The 16,345-nt window shown below is 64.6% G+C and carries 15 protein-coding genes, 1 tRNA gene and 2 pseudogenes; 7 read left to right on the top strand and 11 right to left on the bottom strand.

The window, feature by feature from the left end:
- Positions 1 to 223: 223 nt before the first annotated feature.
- From tnpC to HQ394_RS03465, 4 genes and pseudogenes are all read right to left on the bottom strand, one after another.
- Positions 224 to 1,836: pseudogene (gene tnpC, locus HQ394_RS03450) on the bottom strand (IS66 family transposase).
- Between the two features lie 72 nt (positions 1,837 to 1,908).
- A complete protein-coding gene (tnpB, locus tag HQ394_RS03455) occupies positions 1,909 to 2,262 on the bottom strand; it encodes an IS66 family insertion sequence element accessory protein TnpB (RefSeq protein ID WP_190260124.1) in 354 nt (117 codons plus the stop codon).
- The gene (tnpA, locus tag HQ394_RS03460; protein ID WP_190260387.1) at positions 2,259 to 2,642 is read right to left on the bottom strand and encodes an IS66-like element accessory protein TnpA; all 384 of its coding nucleotides are present in this window, start codon (positions 2,640 to 2,642) and stop codon (positions 2,259 to 2,261) included. The genes tnpB and tnpA overlap by 4 nt, the downstream gene beginning before the upstream one ends.
- Positions 2,643 to 2,690: 48 nt before the next feature.
- Positions 2,691 to 3,463, bottom strand: a protein-coding gene (locus HQ394_RS03465) for an IS5 family transposase (RefSeq protein ID WP_190262043.1) whose coding sequence is annotated in 2 segments (ribosomal slippage) — positions 2,691 to 3,133 and positions 3,133 to 3,463 — 774 coding nt in all. Because the reading frame shifts where the segments join, the coding sequence is not laid out codon by codon here.
- A 143-nt stretch (positions 3,464 to 3,606) separates the two neighbouring features.
- Here HQ394_RS03465 and HQ394_RS03470 point away from each other — a divergent pair.
- Positions 3,607 to 4,968 (top strand): IS1182 family transposase, encoded by a 1,362-nt coding sequence (locus HQ394_RS03470; RefSeq protein WP_190262044.1) that lies wholly within the window; start codon positions 3,607 to 3,609, stop codon positions 4,966 to 4,968.
- Between the two features lie 192 nt (positions 4,969 to 5,160).
- Here HQ394_RS03470 and glmS read toward each other — a convergent pair whose 3' ends face one another.
- Positions 5,161 to 6,984, bottom strand: a complete 1,824-nt coding sequence (glmS, locus tag HQ394_RS03475) for a glutamine--fructose-6-phosphate transaminase (isomerizing) (protein ID WP_190262045.1) — start codon at positions 6,982 to 6,984, stop codon at positions 5,161 to 5,163.
- 29 nt (positions 6,985 to 7,013) lie between these two features.
- Positions 7,014 to 8,369 (bottom strand): bifunctional UDP-N-acetylglucosamine diphosphorylase/glucosamine-1-phosphate N-acetyltransferase GlmU, encoded by a 1,356-nt coding sequence (gene glmU / locus HQ394_RS03480; protein WP_190262046.1) that lies wholly within the window; start codon positions 8,367 to 8,369, stop codon positions 7,014 to 7,016.
- Positions 8,370 to 8,571: 202 nt separating this feature from the next.
- Here glmU and HQ394_RS03485 point away from each other — a divergent pair, with 202 nt between their 5' ends.
- Together HQ394_RS03485 and HQ394_RS03490 are read left to right on the top strand one after the other, a co-directional pair.
- On the top strand, positions 8,572 to 9,255 hold the full coding sequence (locus HQ394_RS03485; RefSeq protein ID WP_190262047.1) for an HAD-IIIA family hydrolase: 684 nt from the start codon (positions 8,572 to 8,574) through the stop codon (positions 9,253 to 9,255).
- Positions 9,256 to 9,306: 51 nt separating this feature from the next.
- Positions 9,307 to 9,381: transfer RNA gene (locus tag HQ394_RS03490), tRNA-Val, on the top strand.
- 123 nt (positions 9,382 to 9,504) lie between these two features.
- Here HQ394_RS03490 and HQ394_RS03495 read toward each other — a convergent pair.
- From HQ394_RS03495 to HQ394_RS03505, 3 genes are all read right to left on the bottom strand, one after another.
- The gene (locus HQ394_RS03495; RefSeq protein ID WP_190263100.1) at positions 9,505 to 10,323 is read right to left on the bottom strand and encodes a carbon-nitrogen hydrolase family protein; all 819 of its coding nucleotides are present in this window, start codon (positions 10,321 to 10,323) and stop codon (positions 9,505 to 9,507) included.
- Between the two features lie 178 nt (positions 10,324 to 10,501).
- Positions 10,502 to 10,594: a glutaredoxin domain-containing protein gene (locus HQ394_RS20640; RefSeq protein ID WP_317628987.1), complete on the bottom strand. Its 93-nt coding sequence runs from the start codon at positions 10,592 to 10,594 to the stop codon at positions 10,502 to 10,504.
- Positions 10,595 to 10,659: 65 nt separating this feature from the next.
- A complete protein-coding gene (locus HQ394_RS03505) occupies positions 10,660 to 11,469 on the bottom strand; it encodes a ComF family protein (protein ID WP_223291819.1) in 810 nt (269 codons plus the stop codon).
- A 95-nt stretch (positions 11,470 to 11,564) separates the two neighbouring features.
- Between HQ394_RS03505 and HQ394_RS03510 the strand changes: the two genes are divergently transcribed.
- The 4 genes and pseudogenes from HQ394_RS03510 to radC all read left to right on the top strand — a co-directional run bounded on the left by HQ394_RS03510 (position 11,565) and on the right by radC (position 14,789).
- Entirely contained in the window at positions 11,565 to 12,479 is a 915-nt protein-coding gene (locus HQ394_RS03510) for a methyltransferase domain-containing protein (protein ID WP_190262048.1), read from the top strand.
- Positions 12,476 to 13,189: a DNA/RNA nuclease SfsA gene (gene sfsA / locus HQ394_RS03515; protein WP_190262049.1), complete on the top strand. Its 714-nt coding sequence runs from the start codon at positions 12,476 to 12,478 to the stop codon at positions 13,187 to 13,189. The genes HQ394_RS03510 and sfsA overlap by 4 nt, the downstream gene beginning before the upstream one ends.
- 125 nt (positions 13,190 to 13,314) lie before the next feature.
- Positions 13,315 to 14,059 (top strand): annotated as a pseudogene (map, locus tag HQ394_RS03520) (type I methionyl aminopeptidase).
- Positions 14,034 to 14,789 carry a RadC family protein gene (radC, locus tag HQ394_RS03525; RefSeq protein WP_223291820.1) on the top strand — a complete coding sequence of 252 codons (756 nt, stop codon included), beginning with the start codon at positions 14,034 to 14,036 and terminating at the stop codon, positions 14,787 to 14,789. The pseudogene map and the gene radC overlap by 26 nt, the downstream one beginning before the upstream one ends.
- 31 nt (positions 14,790 to 14,820) lie before the next feature.
- Here the strand turns inward: radC and HQ394_RS03530 are convergent, their stop codons facing one another.
- Together HQ394_RS03530 and HQ394_RS03535 are read right to left on the bottom strand one after the other, a co-directional pair.
- Positions 14,821 to 15,141: a hypothetical protein gene (locus tag HQ394_RS03530; protein ID WP_190262051.1), complete on the bottom strand. Its 321-nt coding sequence runs from the start codon at positions 15,139 to 15,141 to the stop codon at positions 14,821 to 14,823.
- A gap of 444 nt (positions 15,142 to 15,585) precedes the next feature.
- Positions 15,586 to 16,020, bottom strand: a complete 435-nt coding sequence (locus tag HQ394_RS03535) for a CBS domain-containing protein (protein ID WP_190262052.1) — start codon at positions 16,018 to 16,020, stop codon at positions 15,586 to 15,588.
- Positions 16,021 to 16,345: the final 325 nt, after the last annotated feature.

Below are 16,345 nucleotides of genomic sequence, written 5' to 3' on the forward strand. Positions count from 1 at the left end.
GATGAGCTTACGTAGCCCGAATGGCTGCAGCATTATGTTGATAATTTTTTTCATTCTGTCGGGATATTTCATCCGACCGATACGGTATTTGCCCTAGGGCCTGTTGAGATTCACCGTGAGTTTATGACGGCGGCGACGAGATAGATAGTAAGCAAAGCTCCGGCCGCACCTGCTTTTCGCTTGCCAGAGTGCTCGGTCTTGACCTCGGCCGCAGCGGAATGGGTCACGCGGCGGCGCGGTGGAGGGCGTCCTGCTCGGCCTTCCATGCCCAGGGGGTGAGCTCGGCGAGGCGGCGGTTCGGCCAGCCGGAGACGAGGCGGGCGAGCACGTCGGCGAGCCAGGCTTCCGGGTTGACCGCGTGCCACTTGCAGGTCTCGATCAATGACGCCAGCACCGCCCAGTTTTCCGCTCCCAGGTCATGGCCGGCGAAGAGTGCGTTCTTGCGATTGAGAGCAATCGGCCTCATTGAGCGCTCGATGACGTTCGAGTCGATCTCGATCCGGCCGTCGTCGAGGAAGAGGGTCAGCCCCTCCCACTGGTTCAGCGGGTAGCCGATCGCCTCGCCCAGCGGCGACTTCTTCGACAGCTGCGCCCGGCATTGCTCGAGCCATGGCCGCATCGCGTCCAGCAGCGGCTTCGTCCGCGCCTGCCGGACGGCTCGCCGTTCGCAGGCGGGCCTGCCGCGAATCTCCGCCTCGATCTCGTACAGCGCGGCGATCCGCCGCAGCGCCTCATGGGCGATCGGCGCCGGCCGCTTCTGTGCGACCTCGTAGAATCGCCGGCGGCAGTGTGCCCAGCAGTGGGCGAGGAGGACGCCGCCGTCGGCGGACCCGGCAGCCGCTTCGTCGCCCGCAGCCCCGGCCACCGCCTTGTAGGCGGCATAGGCGTCGGTCTGCAGGATGCCGCGGAAGTCCTTCAGCGCAGCGTGGCCGCGTGCGCGTGGCCGCGGCCGGGTGCGTAGGTGAACACCACCGCCGGCGGATCGGCGCCGCCCCACGGCCGGTCGTCGCGGGCGATCGCCCAGAACCAGCCGGTCTTCGTCCGGCCGCGGCCGGGATCGAGCACCGGTGCCGGCGTCTCGTCGACGAACAGCTTCGCCGAGCCGAGCAGATCGTCGCGCAGCAGCCGCCACAGCGGCTTCAACTCGGCCGCCGCGGTGCCGACCCAGGAGGCCAGCGTCGAGCGGTCGAGGGCGATACCCTGCCGGGCGAGCATCTGTGCCTGGCGGTAGAGCGGCGCATGGTCGGCATATTTCGCCACCAGCACGTGCGCCACCAGCCGTTCGGTGGGCAGGCCGCCCTCGATCAGCCGCGGCGGCGCCGGCGCCTGCACCACAGCACTCCCGCAGGCGCGGCAGCCGTACTTCGGCCGGCGGGTGACGATCACCTGCCAGCGCATCGGGATCACGTCGAGGCGTTCGGAGCGGTCCTCGCCGATGATGTGCATCGCACCGGAGCAGCACGGGCAGATGGTCGTCGGCGGCTCGATCACCACCTCGATCCGCGGCAGATGTCCGGGCAGGGTGCCGCGGTTCTGCCGCCGCTCGCGGGCGCGGGCCTCGCGTCGCGGCGGATCGGCCTTCTCCGCCTCGGCGTCGGCTTCCGCCACCGCCTGCTCGAGGTCTTCAAGCGCCAGGTTCAGCTGGTCGGGGTCGAGCGCCTCCGACCGCCTTCCGAACTGCATCCGCTGCAGCTGGCGGATGAAGTGCTGCAGCCGCTCGTTCCGGTCCTCCAGCCCGCGGCGCAGGGCCCGCTCGGCGGCGAGCTCGGCCCGCATCGCCAGCAGCGCGGCGCGCAGCGCGGAAGGATCGTCGGGGATCGCGTCGAGGTCGGTCATGAGCGGCGATTCTAAGCACGATGCCAGACGCTTACCAGAGTTCTTGTGGCTTCCCCGGCAGGCCGGCACAGCCTATTGTGCCTTCTTCGGTCGACCGAGACGCGGCGCGTGCATCCGCGACCAGTCGAGGCCATCCAACAGCGCCGCCAGCTGCGCCGCCGACAGCCGCATCACGCCCCCGGTCACCGGCGGCCAGCGAAAGACGCCTGCCTCCAGCCGTTTCCACACCATCACCAAGCCGCTGCCGTCCCAGACGAGCAGTTTCAGCCTGTCCGATCGTTTGCAACGGAAGACGTAAATTGTCCCGGAGAAGGGGTCGTGCCCCAGCGCCGTCTGCACGATCGAAGCGAGTCGGTCGGCGCCGCAGCGGAAGTCGACCGGCCGCGTCGCCACCAGCACCCGGACGCCTGAAGGCGGGACGATCATCCGAGCGCCTTCAGCGTCCGGAGCACGTCCGCCAGGAGCACCGGATCGGCGCCCGGCGACACCCGCACCCGAGCACCGGCAAGCTCGATCTCGATCGCCGGACTGCCGGCTGGACAACGCCCCTCGCTCACCACTACCGGCACGAAGTCGAGCGGTACCGCGTCCGCCGTCGCCGCGTCCGCCGCTTGGCGCAACTCCTTCCGCCAGGCATACAGCTGGTTGCGGTGCAGCCCGTGCCGGCGGGCGACCGCGCTCGCCACGGCGTCGGGGGCGAAACTTTCGGCGACGATCCGCGCCTTCTCCTCCCAGCTCCACCGCCGCCGCCGCTCACCCCACGGCAGTACCTCGCCCTGACGGGCGCTTTGCCAATTAATTGGCACCTTACTTGGCAAACGATCCACGCGGCGCCTCCGTCCTGGGAGCCGCCATCATCCGCGAGCAATCACCGGCCGCAACGTGGGGTCAGAGCTCCGCTTACGATAGATATTGGCGCTGAAGCTTTGGTCTGTTTTGTCGGCACGCATGGCGATGCGCTTGAACTCTTTGAGCTTACAGAAGAAGTTTTCGATGAGATGGCGCCATTTGTACATCTCGGCATCGAATGGGAGAGGCTTGGTCCGGCGCGGATGCTGGGAGATGACGATCTTGGCGCCGCGCTCGTTGAGCTCAGCGACGATGTCGTTGCTGTCGAAGGCTTTGTCGGCGATGAAAGCGTCGAATTGGAGGCCGTCGATGAGCGGGGCAACGCCGGCGGTATCGAAGCGGTGGCCCGGCAGGAGTGCGAAGCGTACGAGATTGCCCAGGGCATCGGTCAGGGCCAGGATCTTGGTCGTCATGCCGCCCTTGGAGCGCCCTATGGCCTGGCTCTGAGTCCCCCTTTTGCGCCCTGGCCATGGCGGTGGACCTTGACGATGGTGGCGTCGACCATGGCGTACTCCATATCGGGATCATCCGAGCAAGCCTCGAAAAGCCGAATGAAAACATCGGCTTTGACCCAGTCTCGGTAGCGCTTGAAGACGGTGTTCCAGTTGCCGAAAAAGGCCGGCAAATCACGCCAGGGACTGCCCGTGCGAACCACCCACAGAACCGCCCCGACAAAGAGCCGATTGTCTCTGCCGCTGCGACCCGCGTCCGTTGGCTTGCCCAGGCAGTGCGGTTCCATTCTCGCCCATTGGGCGTCTGTCAGTACAAAACGTTCCATCCATAGCTTGAATCACAATCAAGCCAAGGATGGAATCCTGAATCTCAACAGGCCCTAGCAGCCTGTCGGACTTAACGCGAGGCGGAGCTGTGGGTTATAGAATCCGGGCATGGATTCACGCCCCCGGCCCGGACCTCTTCGGCATGAGCAACTTCCGCCCGATCGACCGCGACAGCGGATTTCTGATGCCGCCGTCGGTGGACGAGTGGCTTCCGCAGCGGCACTTGGCGCGGTTCGTGGTGGAGGTGATCGCGGGGCTGGATCTGCGGCCGATGACCGGCAGCTACCGTGGCTCTGGGGAAGCGTCCTACCACCCCAGCCTTCTGCTGGGCATTCTGATCTACGGCTACGCCACCGGGGTGTTCTCCAGCCGCAAGCTGGAGCGGGCGACCTATGACAGCGTGGCGTTCCGCTTCATCGCGGCGAACGATCATCCGGACCATGACACCATCGCCGCGTTCCGCCGACGCTTTCTGCCGCAGATCGAGAAGCTGTTCGTCCAGGTGCTGGTGCTCGCGCGCGAGATGGGCGTGCTGAAGCTGGGAACGGTCGGGCTCGACGGGACCAAGGTCCACGCCAATGCCAGCCGGCACAGCGCGCTGTCCTATGACCATGCGGGCAAGCTGGAGGCCCAACTGCAGGCCGAAGTGGCCGATCTCATGGCCAAGGCAGAAGCGGCGGACCAGGTGGACATCGCTGACGGCATGTCGATCCCCGACGAATTGGCGCGACGTGAGGAACGGTTGTCCAGGCTCGCCGAGGCCCGGGCGAAGATCGAGGCCCGCGCGAAGGAACGCTTCGAACGGGAGCAGGCAGACCATCAGGCGAAACTCGCAGCACGGGACGCCAAGGCAGCGGCCACCGGCAAGAAGCCCACGGGCCGTGAGCCGAAGCCGCCGGTGGCGACGCCGCTGCCCACGGATCAGATCAATCTGACCGACGAGGAAAGCCGCATCATGGCGGTGGCGGGCGGCGGTTTTGAGCAGTGCTACAATGCGCAGGCGGCGGTGGCGGCGGGCAGTCTGCTGGTGGTGGTCGCCGACGTGGTGCAGGCGCCCAACGACAAGCAGCAGCTTACACCCATGCTGGACAAGATCGGCACTCTGCCGGACGTGCTCGGCAGGCCGGACATGCTGTTGGCGGACAATGGCTACTTCAGCGAGGCGAATGTGCAGGCCTGTGTGGCCGGCGGGATCGAACCGCTGATCGCACTTGGTCGCGAGGCGCATCATCTCAGCCTGCAAGAGCGCTTCGCTGCGGCGCCACCGGCGCCCGAAGACCCCACCCCGGTTCAGGCGATGGCGTATCGGCTGCGCACGCCGCAGGGCCGCGCGCTCTACGCCCTGCGCAAGCAGACGCCCGAGCCAGTGTTTGGCATCATCAAGTCCGTGCTGGGGTTCCGGCAGTCCCTGCTGCGCGGGCTCAATGCCGCCCGTGGCGAGTGGAGGCTTGTAACCATGGCATGGAACCTGAAGCGGATGTTCGCCCTCAGCCGCGCCGTCTAGCCTGCGCGGCCAGTTCCGCAGGCGCGCCAGCGCGACCGCACCGCCCAAAATGGCGCTGACAGAGGCGCCGACGCACCGATCCCTACGCAGGTCCGGCGACGCCCGAGACGCAAGTCCGACAGGCTGCTAGGCTACGGCTATCCGCCGTGAGGCCGCCATGTCCTCCGATTCCGTCGCCGGCCGGGCGCGCGACTACTCCACGGTGACGCTCTTGGCGAGGTTGCGCGGCTGGTCGACGTCGGTGCCCTTCAGCACCGCCACGTGGTAGGCGAGGAGTTGAACCGGGATGGTGTAGAGGATGGGAGCTACGAAGGGATCCACCTCCGGCAGTTCGACGGTGGCGGCAGCAACGTCGCCCAGCTTCTCGATGCCGGCCTTGTCGGAGAGAAAGATCACCTTGCCACCGCGAGCAATCACCTCCTGCATGTTGGAGGCTGTCTTGTCGAACAGATTGTCCGAAGGAGCGATGACGATGATCGGCATGTTTTCGTCGATCAGCGCGATCGGCCCATGCTTCATCTCGCCGGCGGCGTAGCCCTCGGCGTGGATATAACTGATTTCCTTCAGCTTCAGCGCGCCTTCGAGGGCGATCGGATAGCCGGTGCCACGCCCGAGATAGAGGACGTCGCGAGCCTCGGCCACTTGGCGAGCGATCTCCGCCAGCCGCTGGTCGTGGTTGAGCACGTCGTTGCTGCGGCTCGGCACTTCGGTCAGCGCCCGGCACAGCCGCTGCTCCGTCTCGCGATCGATGGTGCCGCGCCGCGCCGCGAGGGCGATAACGAGACAGGCGAGCACAGTCAGCTGGGTGGTAAACGCCTTGGTGGAGGCAACGCCGATCTCCGGGCCGGCCTGCGTCAGCAGACTGACATCCGACTGGCGGGCCATCGAGCTCTCGGCGACGTTAACGATGCTAATGATGTGCTGTCCCTGCTTGCGGGCATAGGCCAGCGCCGCTAGCGTATCAGCGGTCTCGCCCGACTGGGAAATGAACACCGCGAGGCCACCCTGCGGCATATCGGCGCCGCGATAGCGGAACTCGGACGCGATATCCACTTCGGTGGGAATGCGCGCCACCGTCTCGAACCAGTACTTGGCCACCAGCCCGGCATGATAGGAGGTGCCGCAGCCGATGATCGTCACCTTCGTGACGCGGGTGAGATCGAAGGGGAACGGCGGCATGGCCACCAGCTGGTTCCACGGATTGAGCAGGGCGTGCAGGGCATCGCCCATCACCGTCGGCTGCTCGTAGATTTCCTTCAGCATGAAGTGAGGGAAGTTGCCCTTGCCGATCAGCGCCCCCGAGGTGGCGGTCATCTTGATCGGACGGTTGACATCGGCGCCGCTGGCATCGTGGATGGAAACGCCGTCGGCGCGCACTTCCACCCAGTCGCCCTCCTCCAGATAGCTGATGCGGGTGGTCAAGGGCGCCAGCGCCAGCGCGTCCGAGCCCAGGTACATCTCGCCGTCGCCGTAACCGATGGCGAGCGGACTGCCACGGCGGGCGCCGATCATCAGGTCATGATGGCCGGCAAACAGGATGGCGAGCGCGAAGGCGCCTTCGATCCGCGCCAGCGATGCCTGCACCGCCTCCTGTGGCGTGCATCCTTCGCCGAGATAGCTGCTGATCAGATGGACCACCACCTCGGTGTCGGTCTCGGTCAGGAACCGGCAGCCTTTGGCGGTGAGTTGGCGGCGGAGTTCGAGGAAGTTTTCGATGATGCCGTTATGGACAAGGACAACGCGGTCGTCGGCGTGCGGGTGGGCGTTGTTCTCCGTCGGCGCCCCATGCGTCGCCCAGCGGGTGTGACCGATGCCGATCGTGCCGGGCAGTGGCTCCGCTTCCAGCAACTGCTCGAGGCTGGCGAGCTTGCCTTGCGCCCGGCGGCGTACGATCGAGCCGTTGGTGAGTGTGGCGACGCCGGCCGAGTCATATCCTCGATATTCGAGCCGTTTCAGGGCGTCTAGGAGGAGAGGGGTGACCGGTGCCTTGCCGATAATACCGATGATACCGCACATGCGCGTTCGATCCCGTTTACTTGGGAGGACTACTTCTGCTGCTTCGCTTTTTCGGCAGCCCGCCGTTGGCGAAACGCCGAAGCCCAACCGGGCTTTTCCGCGTGTGGTCCTCGGGTGAGGGCCAGCGAGTGGGCGGTCACATCGCGGGAGATGACGCTGCCGGCACCGATGATGGCACCATCGCCGATCGTTACCGGCGCCACCAGCGACGTATTCGAACCAATGAACGCCCCCGAACCGACGACGGTGCGATCCTTGAAGAAGCCGTCGTAGTTGCAGGTGATCGTCCCGGCGCCGATGTTGGCACCGGCGCCGATATCCGCATCGCCGATGTAGGTGAGGTGGTTGATCTTCGCCCCCGCCTCGACCACGGAATTCTTGACCTCGACGAAGTTGCCGATATGCACGCCCTCGCCGATTTTGGCACCGGGCCTGAGGCGGGCGAAGGGCCCAACCTGCGCCCCGGCGGCGATGTCGACACCCTCGAAGTGGCAGAAGGGACGGATCGTCACCCCGTCACCGACGGTGACGCCAGGCGCGAAGACGACGTTGGGTTCCACCACCACGTCGCGGCCGAGCCGAGTATCCCAACTGAAATATACGCTGGATGGATCGACCAGCGTCGCTCCGTCCGCCATCGCCTGCTGCCGCAGCGTCGCCTGCACCACGGCTTCGGCGCGCGCCAGATCGGCACGCGAATTCACCCCCAGCAGTTCGTCCTCAGTGCCCTCGACCACGTGGCAGAGGTGGCCGGCAGCGCGGGCGATGGCAACGATGTCGGTGAGGTAGTATTCGCCTTTGGCGTTGCGATTATCCAGCCGGTCGAGCAGGGAAAACAGCAGCTGGCCATCGACGGCGATGACGCCCGAGTTGCACCAGGGCATCGTCAACTGCGCCGGGCTGGCATCCTTGGCCTCGACGATCGCCTCCAAGCTGCCGTCGTCGGCGACCACCAGCCGGCCATAGGCGCCAGGGTCGGCGGGGCGGAATCCCAACACCACCACCGCCGGTGACGGGTTGGCCGCCCGCGCCGCGAGCAGACGCTGCAAGCTCGAAGCCGCAATCAAGGGGGTGTCGCCGTAGCAGATCAGGACGTCGCCGGCAAAATCATCCATCAACGACCGCGCCGCCATCACCGCGTGACCGGTACCGAGCCTCGGTTCCTGCACCACCGTCGGGTGCGGCGCCACTGCCTTGGTAACGTCGGCCATCCCTTCGCCGACAACGACGACGATTCGCGCAGGCGCCAGCGATGCCACTGTGCCGATCACCGACTGGATCATCGGCCGGCCAGCGACGGCATGCATGACCTTTGGCAAGGCAGATTTCATCCGCGTTCCGAGTCCGGCAGCCAGAATGATAACTGCGCTCTCGCGTGTACTCATGTCGAACCTTTCATCCAACGGCATGGGAACGCGCGACGGTTCCGACTTGCCCGATGTTGCCGCTGCCAGAGGACCAATAACGGAGAACCAAAGCCTGGGACCAAAGCCGGACGTTGCCAACAGGCGTCGGTCGATCTATCCCCCGCAAGGACCTCCGACGGGAGGTTGCCACGGGCGGCACTTAAACACAAAAGGACAGGCAATGGGTGTGATCCAGGTCATCATTTTCGATCTCGACGGAACCCTCGTCGATAGCGTTGCCGACATTGCCTTCGCCGCCAATCAGGTGCTCGCCGCCCGGCGCCTGCGAACGCTCGCCGTCGAGGCATTTATTCCATTGATCGGCGAAGGCGCGAAACGGCTGATGGAACGCACCTTGCTTGCCGCCGGGGGCGATGCTGAGGATGACCTGGAGGGGGCTCTGGCGGCGTTTCTCGGCGCTTATGCCGCCAATTTGACCCGGGCGACCGTCGCCTATCCGGGCGCGGCGGAGGCCCTCATGACGCTGGCGGCAGCAGGCTATCGTCTGGCGGTCTGCACCAATAAGCCGGAAGCGCATGCGCGGACGATCCTTACCCGTCTCGGCCTCGATCGTCAGCTGACGATGATCATCGGCGGCGACAGCGTGCCAGGGGCGCGCAAACCCGACCCGCAGATGCTGGCGCCGATTCTTGCCGCCTGTGGTGTCTCCGCGGCGGCGGCGGTGATGATCGGCGACAGCATCACCGACGTGAGGCTGGCCCGTGCGGCGGGTATGCCGGTAATGCTGCGTGCCGGCGGCTATGCGACGCAGCCGGCGGCGGCGCTCGGCGCCGATGCGGTGGTTGACGACCTCGGCGAGTTGCCGAGGGCGATCGAGCGTCTGCAGCGTGCGGCGATTGCTTGACAGTCCCGACGCGAGCGCCTTTATTGCGCCGACGGATCGCCATGCGCGACCGGGCGCGTAGCTCAGCGGGAGAGCACTGCCTTCACACGGCAGGGGTCACAGGTTCAATCCCTGTCGCGCCCACCATTGCAATCACTGGTTTGAAATCGATTCCCCTCGCATAATTGTGCCGTTCATGCATGGACGCAGCAGGACCATGCCGTCAATCTTGCAGAGAACTTCAGCCGCCGAGGTACGTCACGGTGTACGTCAGGTGAAGGGACGATCGTGCTGCAGCGAGGGAACGCGCTGCCGCGCCCTGGCCACCGCCGCCGGATCCACCTCGGCAACGATGATGCCCACCTCCTCGCCGCCATCGGCCAGGACTTCGCCCCACGGATCGACGATCAGCGAATGGCCGTAGGTTTCGCGGCCTTCGGCGTGGGTGCCGCATTGCGCCGGCGCAAAGACGAAGGTGCCGTTCTCGATGGCGCGGGCACGTTGCAGCACATGCCAGTGGGCGCGGCCGGTGGTGCGGGTGAAGGCCGCCGGGATCGACAGGAAATCGGCCCCCGCCTGCGCCAACGCCCGATAGAGATGGGGAAAGCGCAGGTCGTAACAAACGCTGAGGCCGAGGCGGCCCCAGGGCGTTTCGGCAACGACGGCGCGATCGCCGGCGGCAATGGTCGCTGATTCGCGATAACTCTCGCCTCCACCGAGATCGACGTCGAACAGGTGAATCTTGTCGTAGCGAGCGACGATGGCGCCGGTGGCATCCACCAGCAGCGAACGGTTTGCCACCTTGCCGTCGCCGACAGCAACCGCGAGCGAGCCGATCAGCAGCCACACGCCGGTCTGCTGTGCCACGTCGCGGAAGGTGGCCAGGCCGGGGTGCGCGTCCTCCTCCGGCGTCTTTTCGCGCAACAGCCGGCCGATCGGCTCCAGCATGCTGACGTTTTCCGGGAGTAGCACCAGATCGGCGCCGGCATCGCGCGCCCGACGGATGAGGTCGCCGACCGGAGCCGTGTTCTCGGCGATGGTGCGCGCTGAATTGGTCTGCACACAGGCAACGCGAAAGGACGCGGTCATCTCCCGCTCACGCCGCCAGACCGAGCAGACGGTCCAGTTCGCCGGCGCGATCAAGCGCGGCAAGCTTGTCCGAGCCTCCCACGTGGGTGCCGTCGAACACACCTGCGGCACTGTTTGCAGACCACCGGCGCGGCGCACCATCTCGTCGCGGGCGCCGATCACATCGGTGACATCGATTTCACTGAACGCGACACCCTTTTTTCGTCAGCAGCGCCTTGGCACGGTGGCAGTAGCCGCACAAGGGGCTGGTGTAGATTTCGACGGTCGCCATTGGCAGGTCCCTTCCGCTGTTTGCCTGCATATAGGCCCGGCAGGAACCACTGGCCAAGCCGCCAATTACAGTTGCGTCGTCAGATCGCGCACGGCGCGAGCCAAAGCCAGCACGTCGACCCTCGCCGCACCAGCCGCGAGCAGTACCCGGGTGCAGTTGGCCGCCGTCGAACCGGTGGTGAGAACGTCGTCGATCAGCACGACCCGGCGCCCCTCGATGCGTCGCGCCGCACTTGGCCGCAGTGCGAAGGCGCCAGCGACGCTGCGCGCACGCGCCCTGGCACCGAGGGTGCCCATCTTCTTCGTCCGCCGCTGCCGGATCAGCGCGTCGGGGGCGACGCCAACGTCGGTCTGGCGGCCAATAGCGTGTGCCAGCAGCGCCGCCTGATTGAATCGGCGCGCCAGCAGCCGCGTCCAGTGCAACGGCACCGGCACCAGGACGTCGGCATCATCCATAAGGTCGCGGCCGGCGCGGACCATCCAGCGGGCGAACACCGGCACCGCGTCGGTGCGGTCACCATTCTTATAGCCGAGAATGAGCCGGCTGCTGCCGTCGTCGTAGACTACAGCGGCACGGGCGCGGTTGAAGGGGGCCGNGGCAGCCATGCAGCCACCGCAAAGAAGGTGGTCGCCCGCCCCATACTCGAGCGGCAGGCCACAGGCATCGCACATGGGCTGATCGATGAAACGGAGCTTCGGCCAGCAGGTGCTGCACAACGAGTTGGCTGTCCAGGTGGACTCGCCGCAGGCGAGACACCGCGGCGGCATCAGCGCATCGAGCGCGATCTGGCATGCTCGACGCATCAGGCCCGGCCAGACACCACCGGTTTTCCGATCGGCCGTTGGTGGCGATTGTGAAGCGCGCGGCACCGACATTTGCCCCCTCCCCGGGGAAGATCATATACTGCACCGGATTAGGACCGATCGCTTAGCATAAATTTCCCCAAAAGGGTATCGCATTGGCCGATGCAATGTTGGTTTTCGACCGTCTGTCCGTTCGCCGTCATCGTGACCGTGCGGCAGCGGCGTTCTCTCGCCATGATTTTCTCTTCCGCGAGGTGGCGGACCGCCTACTCGACCGGCTGGTCGATATCCGCCGGCAATTTCCCCTGGCGCTCGATCTCGGCTGTCACAGCGGTGTGCTGGCAGAGGAATTAAGCGGACGCGGCGGCGTTCAGACCATGGTGCAGGCTGACTTGTCGCCGCGGATGGCGGCAACTGTCTCCGGCCTCCGCCTTGCGGCTGACGAGGAGACACTGCCCTTTGCGCCCGCCAGCTTCGATCTGGTGCTGAGCTTGCTGAGCCTGCACTGGGTCAACGACCTGCCGGGGGCGCTGGCGCAGCTTCGCTGCGCACTGAAACCGGATGGCCTGCTGCTGGCCGTGATGCTGGGCGGCGAAACGCTGAAGGAATTGCGCCAGTCGCTGGCGGCGGCAGAGTTGACGGTGGAAGGNGGGCTGAGCCCGCGCGTCGCTCCCTTTGCCGACGTCCGCGATGCCGGGGCCCTGCTGCAGCGAGCCGGTTTCGCCCTGCCGGTGGTGGATACCGAAACGATCACCGTGTCCTACGGCGAACCGCTTGATCTGCTCCGCGACCTCCGCGGCATGGGTGAAACCAACGCGGTGATCGAGCGGCGCAAGACGTCGCTACGGCGAGACACGCTGTTTCAGGCGCTCGACCACTATCGCCTGACCTTCGCCGACACCAACGGCCGGGTGCCCGCCACATTTCAACTCATCTACCTCACCGCCTGGGCACCCGATCCGTCACAGCCGCAGGCGCTGCGGCCGGGCAGCGCGCGCAACCGGCTGGCCGACGCCCTTAGCGGTGGCGACGATGCCGGTTGCGACAATGTTGGGCGCTCGGGCAGCGATGGTCAGCGATGATCCTGCCACAGCCACTGCTCCACGGCACCCTCGTGCGCCGCTACAACCGGTTCATGGCCGAAGTGGTGCTCGATTCGGCGATCACGGTGACCGCGCATTGCCCAAACTCGGGCTCGATGCTGAGCGTCAATACACCGGGCTCGGAAGTTTGGCTTTCCCCGGCGGCAGATCCAAACAGGAAACTGAAATATACGTGGGAACTCATTCGTGTCGGTGAAGCGCTCGTTGGCATAAACACCCACCGCGCCAATGGAATTGTCGCGGAAGCGCTTTCCCGCGGGGCGATCACCGAGCTTTGCGGCTATACTGACATGCGCAGGGAAGTGCGATACGGCAGCAACTCACGTATTGATTTATTGTTGCAGAACCCCAACTGTCCTAATTGCTATGTAGAAGTTAAGAACGTGACGCTGAAGCGAACCTTGGCCGACGGTTCGCTGACAGAGTTCCCCGATGCCGTCACCACGCGCGGCACAAAGCATCTGGTGGAACTGGCGGAGGTGGCGAAGCGTGGCGAACGGGCGGTCATGATGTACTTGCTGCAACGGAGCGACAGCGACACCTTTGCGATCGCAGCCGACATCGATCCGATGTACGCTGCGGCGTTAGCGCAGGCGATGGCGGATGGCGTGGAGGTGTTGGCATACAGATGTTGCGTAACCACCACCACGATCACGGTCACCGATCGCGTGCGCGCGGTGCTCCCCTGACGGGGACGGGTTACCCCTAAACAACGACGTGATTGAAATCTGGGAATGGGCAATATGCGCCGGACTGCGNNACTCTGGTCGATACGCGGAAGATCAAGGTTCACTCCTTCGAGGACGTCGTCGGCATGCGGCGAGCGGGCNTATCTCGCCGCGCTGACGCTTGATTTCGTAACTCCACACGTCCAGCCAGGCGTGCGCACCGACGAGTTGGACCGGCTGTGTGATGCTTTCATCCGCGATCATGCCGGCATCCCGGCGCCGCTCAACTACCGCGGCTTTCCCAAGTCCATCTGCACCTCGGTCAATCACGTCGTCTGCCATGGCATACCTGGTGACAAGCGATTACTGGAAGGCGATATCGTCAACATCGATGTCACCGTCATCCTTGACGGCTGGCACGGCGATTCCAGCCGGATGTATCCCGTAGGCCGCGTCAGCGTGAAGGCGCAACGCCTGATGGACATTACCTTCGAGGCGATGTGGCGGGGTATCCGCATCGTTCGNCCCGGGGTGACGGTCGGCGACATCGGCTATGCGATCCAGTCCTTTGCCGAGGCAGAACGCTTTTCGATCGTCCGCGATTTCTGCGGTCACGGCCTCGGCCGTGTCTTTCATGACGCGCCAAATATCCCGCATTTCGGTGAGCCGGGGGACGGCCCGGTGCTGGAAGAAGGAATGTTCTTCACCATCGAGCCGATGATCAATGCCGGCCGCTGGGAAGTGAAGATCCTCAATGACGGCTGGACCGCGGTGACCAAGGATCGTTCACTGTCGGCGCAGTTCGAGCATTCGGTCGCCGTCACCGAGGATGGCTTCGAGGTGTTCACCCTGTCACCCGCCGGGCTTGACCGGCCGCCCTATCAGAGTTGACTCGCCAGGGGGCGACGAAGCGGCCGAACCGCCGCAGCCGGCTGAGCCATCGACCGGCCAGCCGGGCCATGCAGACCATCGTCGACGCTTGCGCCAGCGCTTTCTCAATGGCGACGCGGATGCCCTCGCCGATTACGAACTGCTCGAACTCTTGCTTTTCTATGCAGTCGATCGAGTGGACGTGAAGCCATTGGCCAGGGCGCTGCTGGCCGAGTTCGGGTCGTTTTCCGCCGTGCTCGCAGGGGATGCGGCGCGTCTGCTTCGCCACAAGCGGGTCAACGACAGAACGCTCGCCTTGTTTCGCGCCATTCGCGAAGCGGGCCGGCGCATTCTGCTAGAGCAGATCGCCGATCGACCGGTTCTTTCCTCGTCGACAGCATTGATGGATTACTGCCGGCTACGCCTAGCGGATGAATCGATCGAACACTTCCGCGTTCTGTTCCTTGATCGGAAGAACAAGCTGATCGCCGATGAAGAGCAGCAGCGCGGCACCGTTGACCATGCCCCGATCTACCCGCGCGAGGTCATCAAGCGCGCGCTTGAACTGGGAGCGACGGCGCTTATCCTCGTCCACAATCACCCCTCCGGCGATCCGTCGCCATCAGCTGCCGACGTGGCGATGACGCGCGAAGTCAACGGAGTGGCACAACGACTTGGCATCACGTTGCATGATCACGTGATCGTGGCAAAGGGCGGCACGCGCTCTTTACGTGCCTTGGGATTGCTATGACCGCCCTATCTGGCCGCCGGACCGGCCACGGTCAGCTGATCCCGAGCCGATGGTGCGGCGGCGCCTCATAGCGGGTGGGCGGGCCCCATTCATCGAAGCGGAACAACGAAAATGCCCGCTGACCGTTGAAATCGAGAATGCGCAGTTGGTCAGTCTCGTGCACGTCGTGCGATACCGCGTCAAAGTGGGCACCGTAGCGTGACTTCGCCAGATCGAGCGGAATTTCGTAGGCGATAAATTTCTCGATTCCCTTATTCGCCAGTTCCTTCAGCAGTGTTGGAGCGGTTGGCAGATCGGACGATGTCAGAATGATCATCGGTCCTCCACCAGTCAGAAGAATCATAACCTTCATGCGTTTACCCACCTTCCTCTTTAGTCTGCAATCGGCTTCCAGCAGGAAGCAACATTAACAACAAGATCGCGGTCGCGAGCCCTGACGCAAAATCCGGGCCGGTGTGGCCAGCAAACGGCGATGCGCCGCGCTACGTTGCGCATAGCAGCTGAACGACCCTCCGCACGGACTGACAGGAGGGACCTCACCATCAGCCCCCGTCGCCGCTCGGAAATGATATGGGTCAGTTGTCGCCGGTTCGTCGTCCCGCAAGGCCGCTTTCCGGCTCTGGAAGCGCCACGAACCACCTTGAAGCGATCGCTCGTTACGTAACCACACCTCCATACTTGGCCAGGCACTCGTCGACGGTTTCCCCATTGTCCCCAACGTCCACACCAGACGGCAAAGATTAAGGAAAACCGCCCGAGAGCGGCAGACAGTCCAACTGCACTTTGCTGCAGCGCATCAAAATTGGTAGCGCCGCAGCACGGTCAGCGCCGAGATAACACCGATCAGCTTGTTGGTCTGTGGATCAACCACCGGCAGCCTGAGCTTGCCCGCAGCCAGCAGCTGCAGGGCCTCGCCCAATGGCGAGTCCGGTCGCATGATCGGCAGATCATGTTCGGCAAAATCGCCGACCTTCCGGCCCAGGTAAGGCGTAATGCGATCATCGACGTCGATCGCTGATTCCTCTTCCGCTTCCTGTGCGGTCTGTGGCCGCTCCAGGTTTTTCGGCAGAAGCAATTTTGCCAGAGTAAAGGTCGAAACTTCGCCGACAAACGTTCCGTCCGCCTTGATGATCAATAATTGCTGCATGTGGTGTTTCACCATCTTGGCGAGCGCCTCGCCAAGAGTTGCAGTATCCACCACGGTCGAAATGGCGACGGCCGAACGCACCATATAGTGCCGAACCAACATTCTGTGCTCTCTCCTAATCCCGTATGCCAGCTAGCGCTCACAGATCGTGTGAAACGCGGCTCCAAATAGGAAACAGCGACGCAATGCCCATCGTTTGGTCAAAAGCACCGCAGTTTGACCGTTATTGTCTGCGTCTTCCTATCCGGATGCAACCTCGTGCCGTGAATAGGTGGCATTCCATTTCATCGTTGGTCATTTGCTCGAATGCGACCTAGACAGAGTACGTTATGACGAGCGGAGTTTGCATCAAGCCAGCCCCAGCGAAGTCAAACCAAACCTAAGTCGCCTCGCTGGGGCAGCCCCGCGT

The organism is Defluviicoccus vanus, assembly GCF_014672695.1.
Lineage (GTDB): Bacteria > Pseudomonadota > Alphaproteobacteria > Rhodospirillales > Defluviicoccaceae > Defluviicoccus > Defluviicoccus vanus.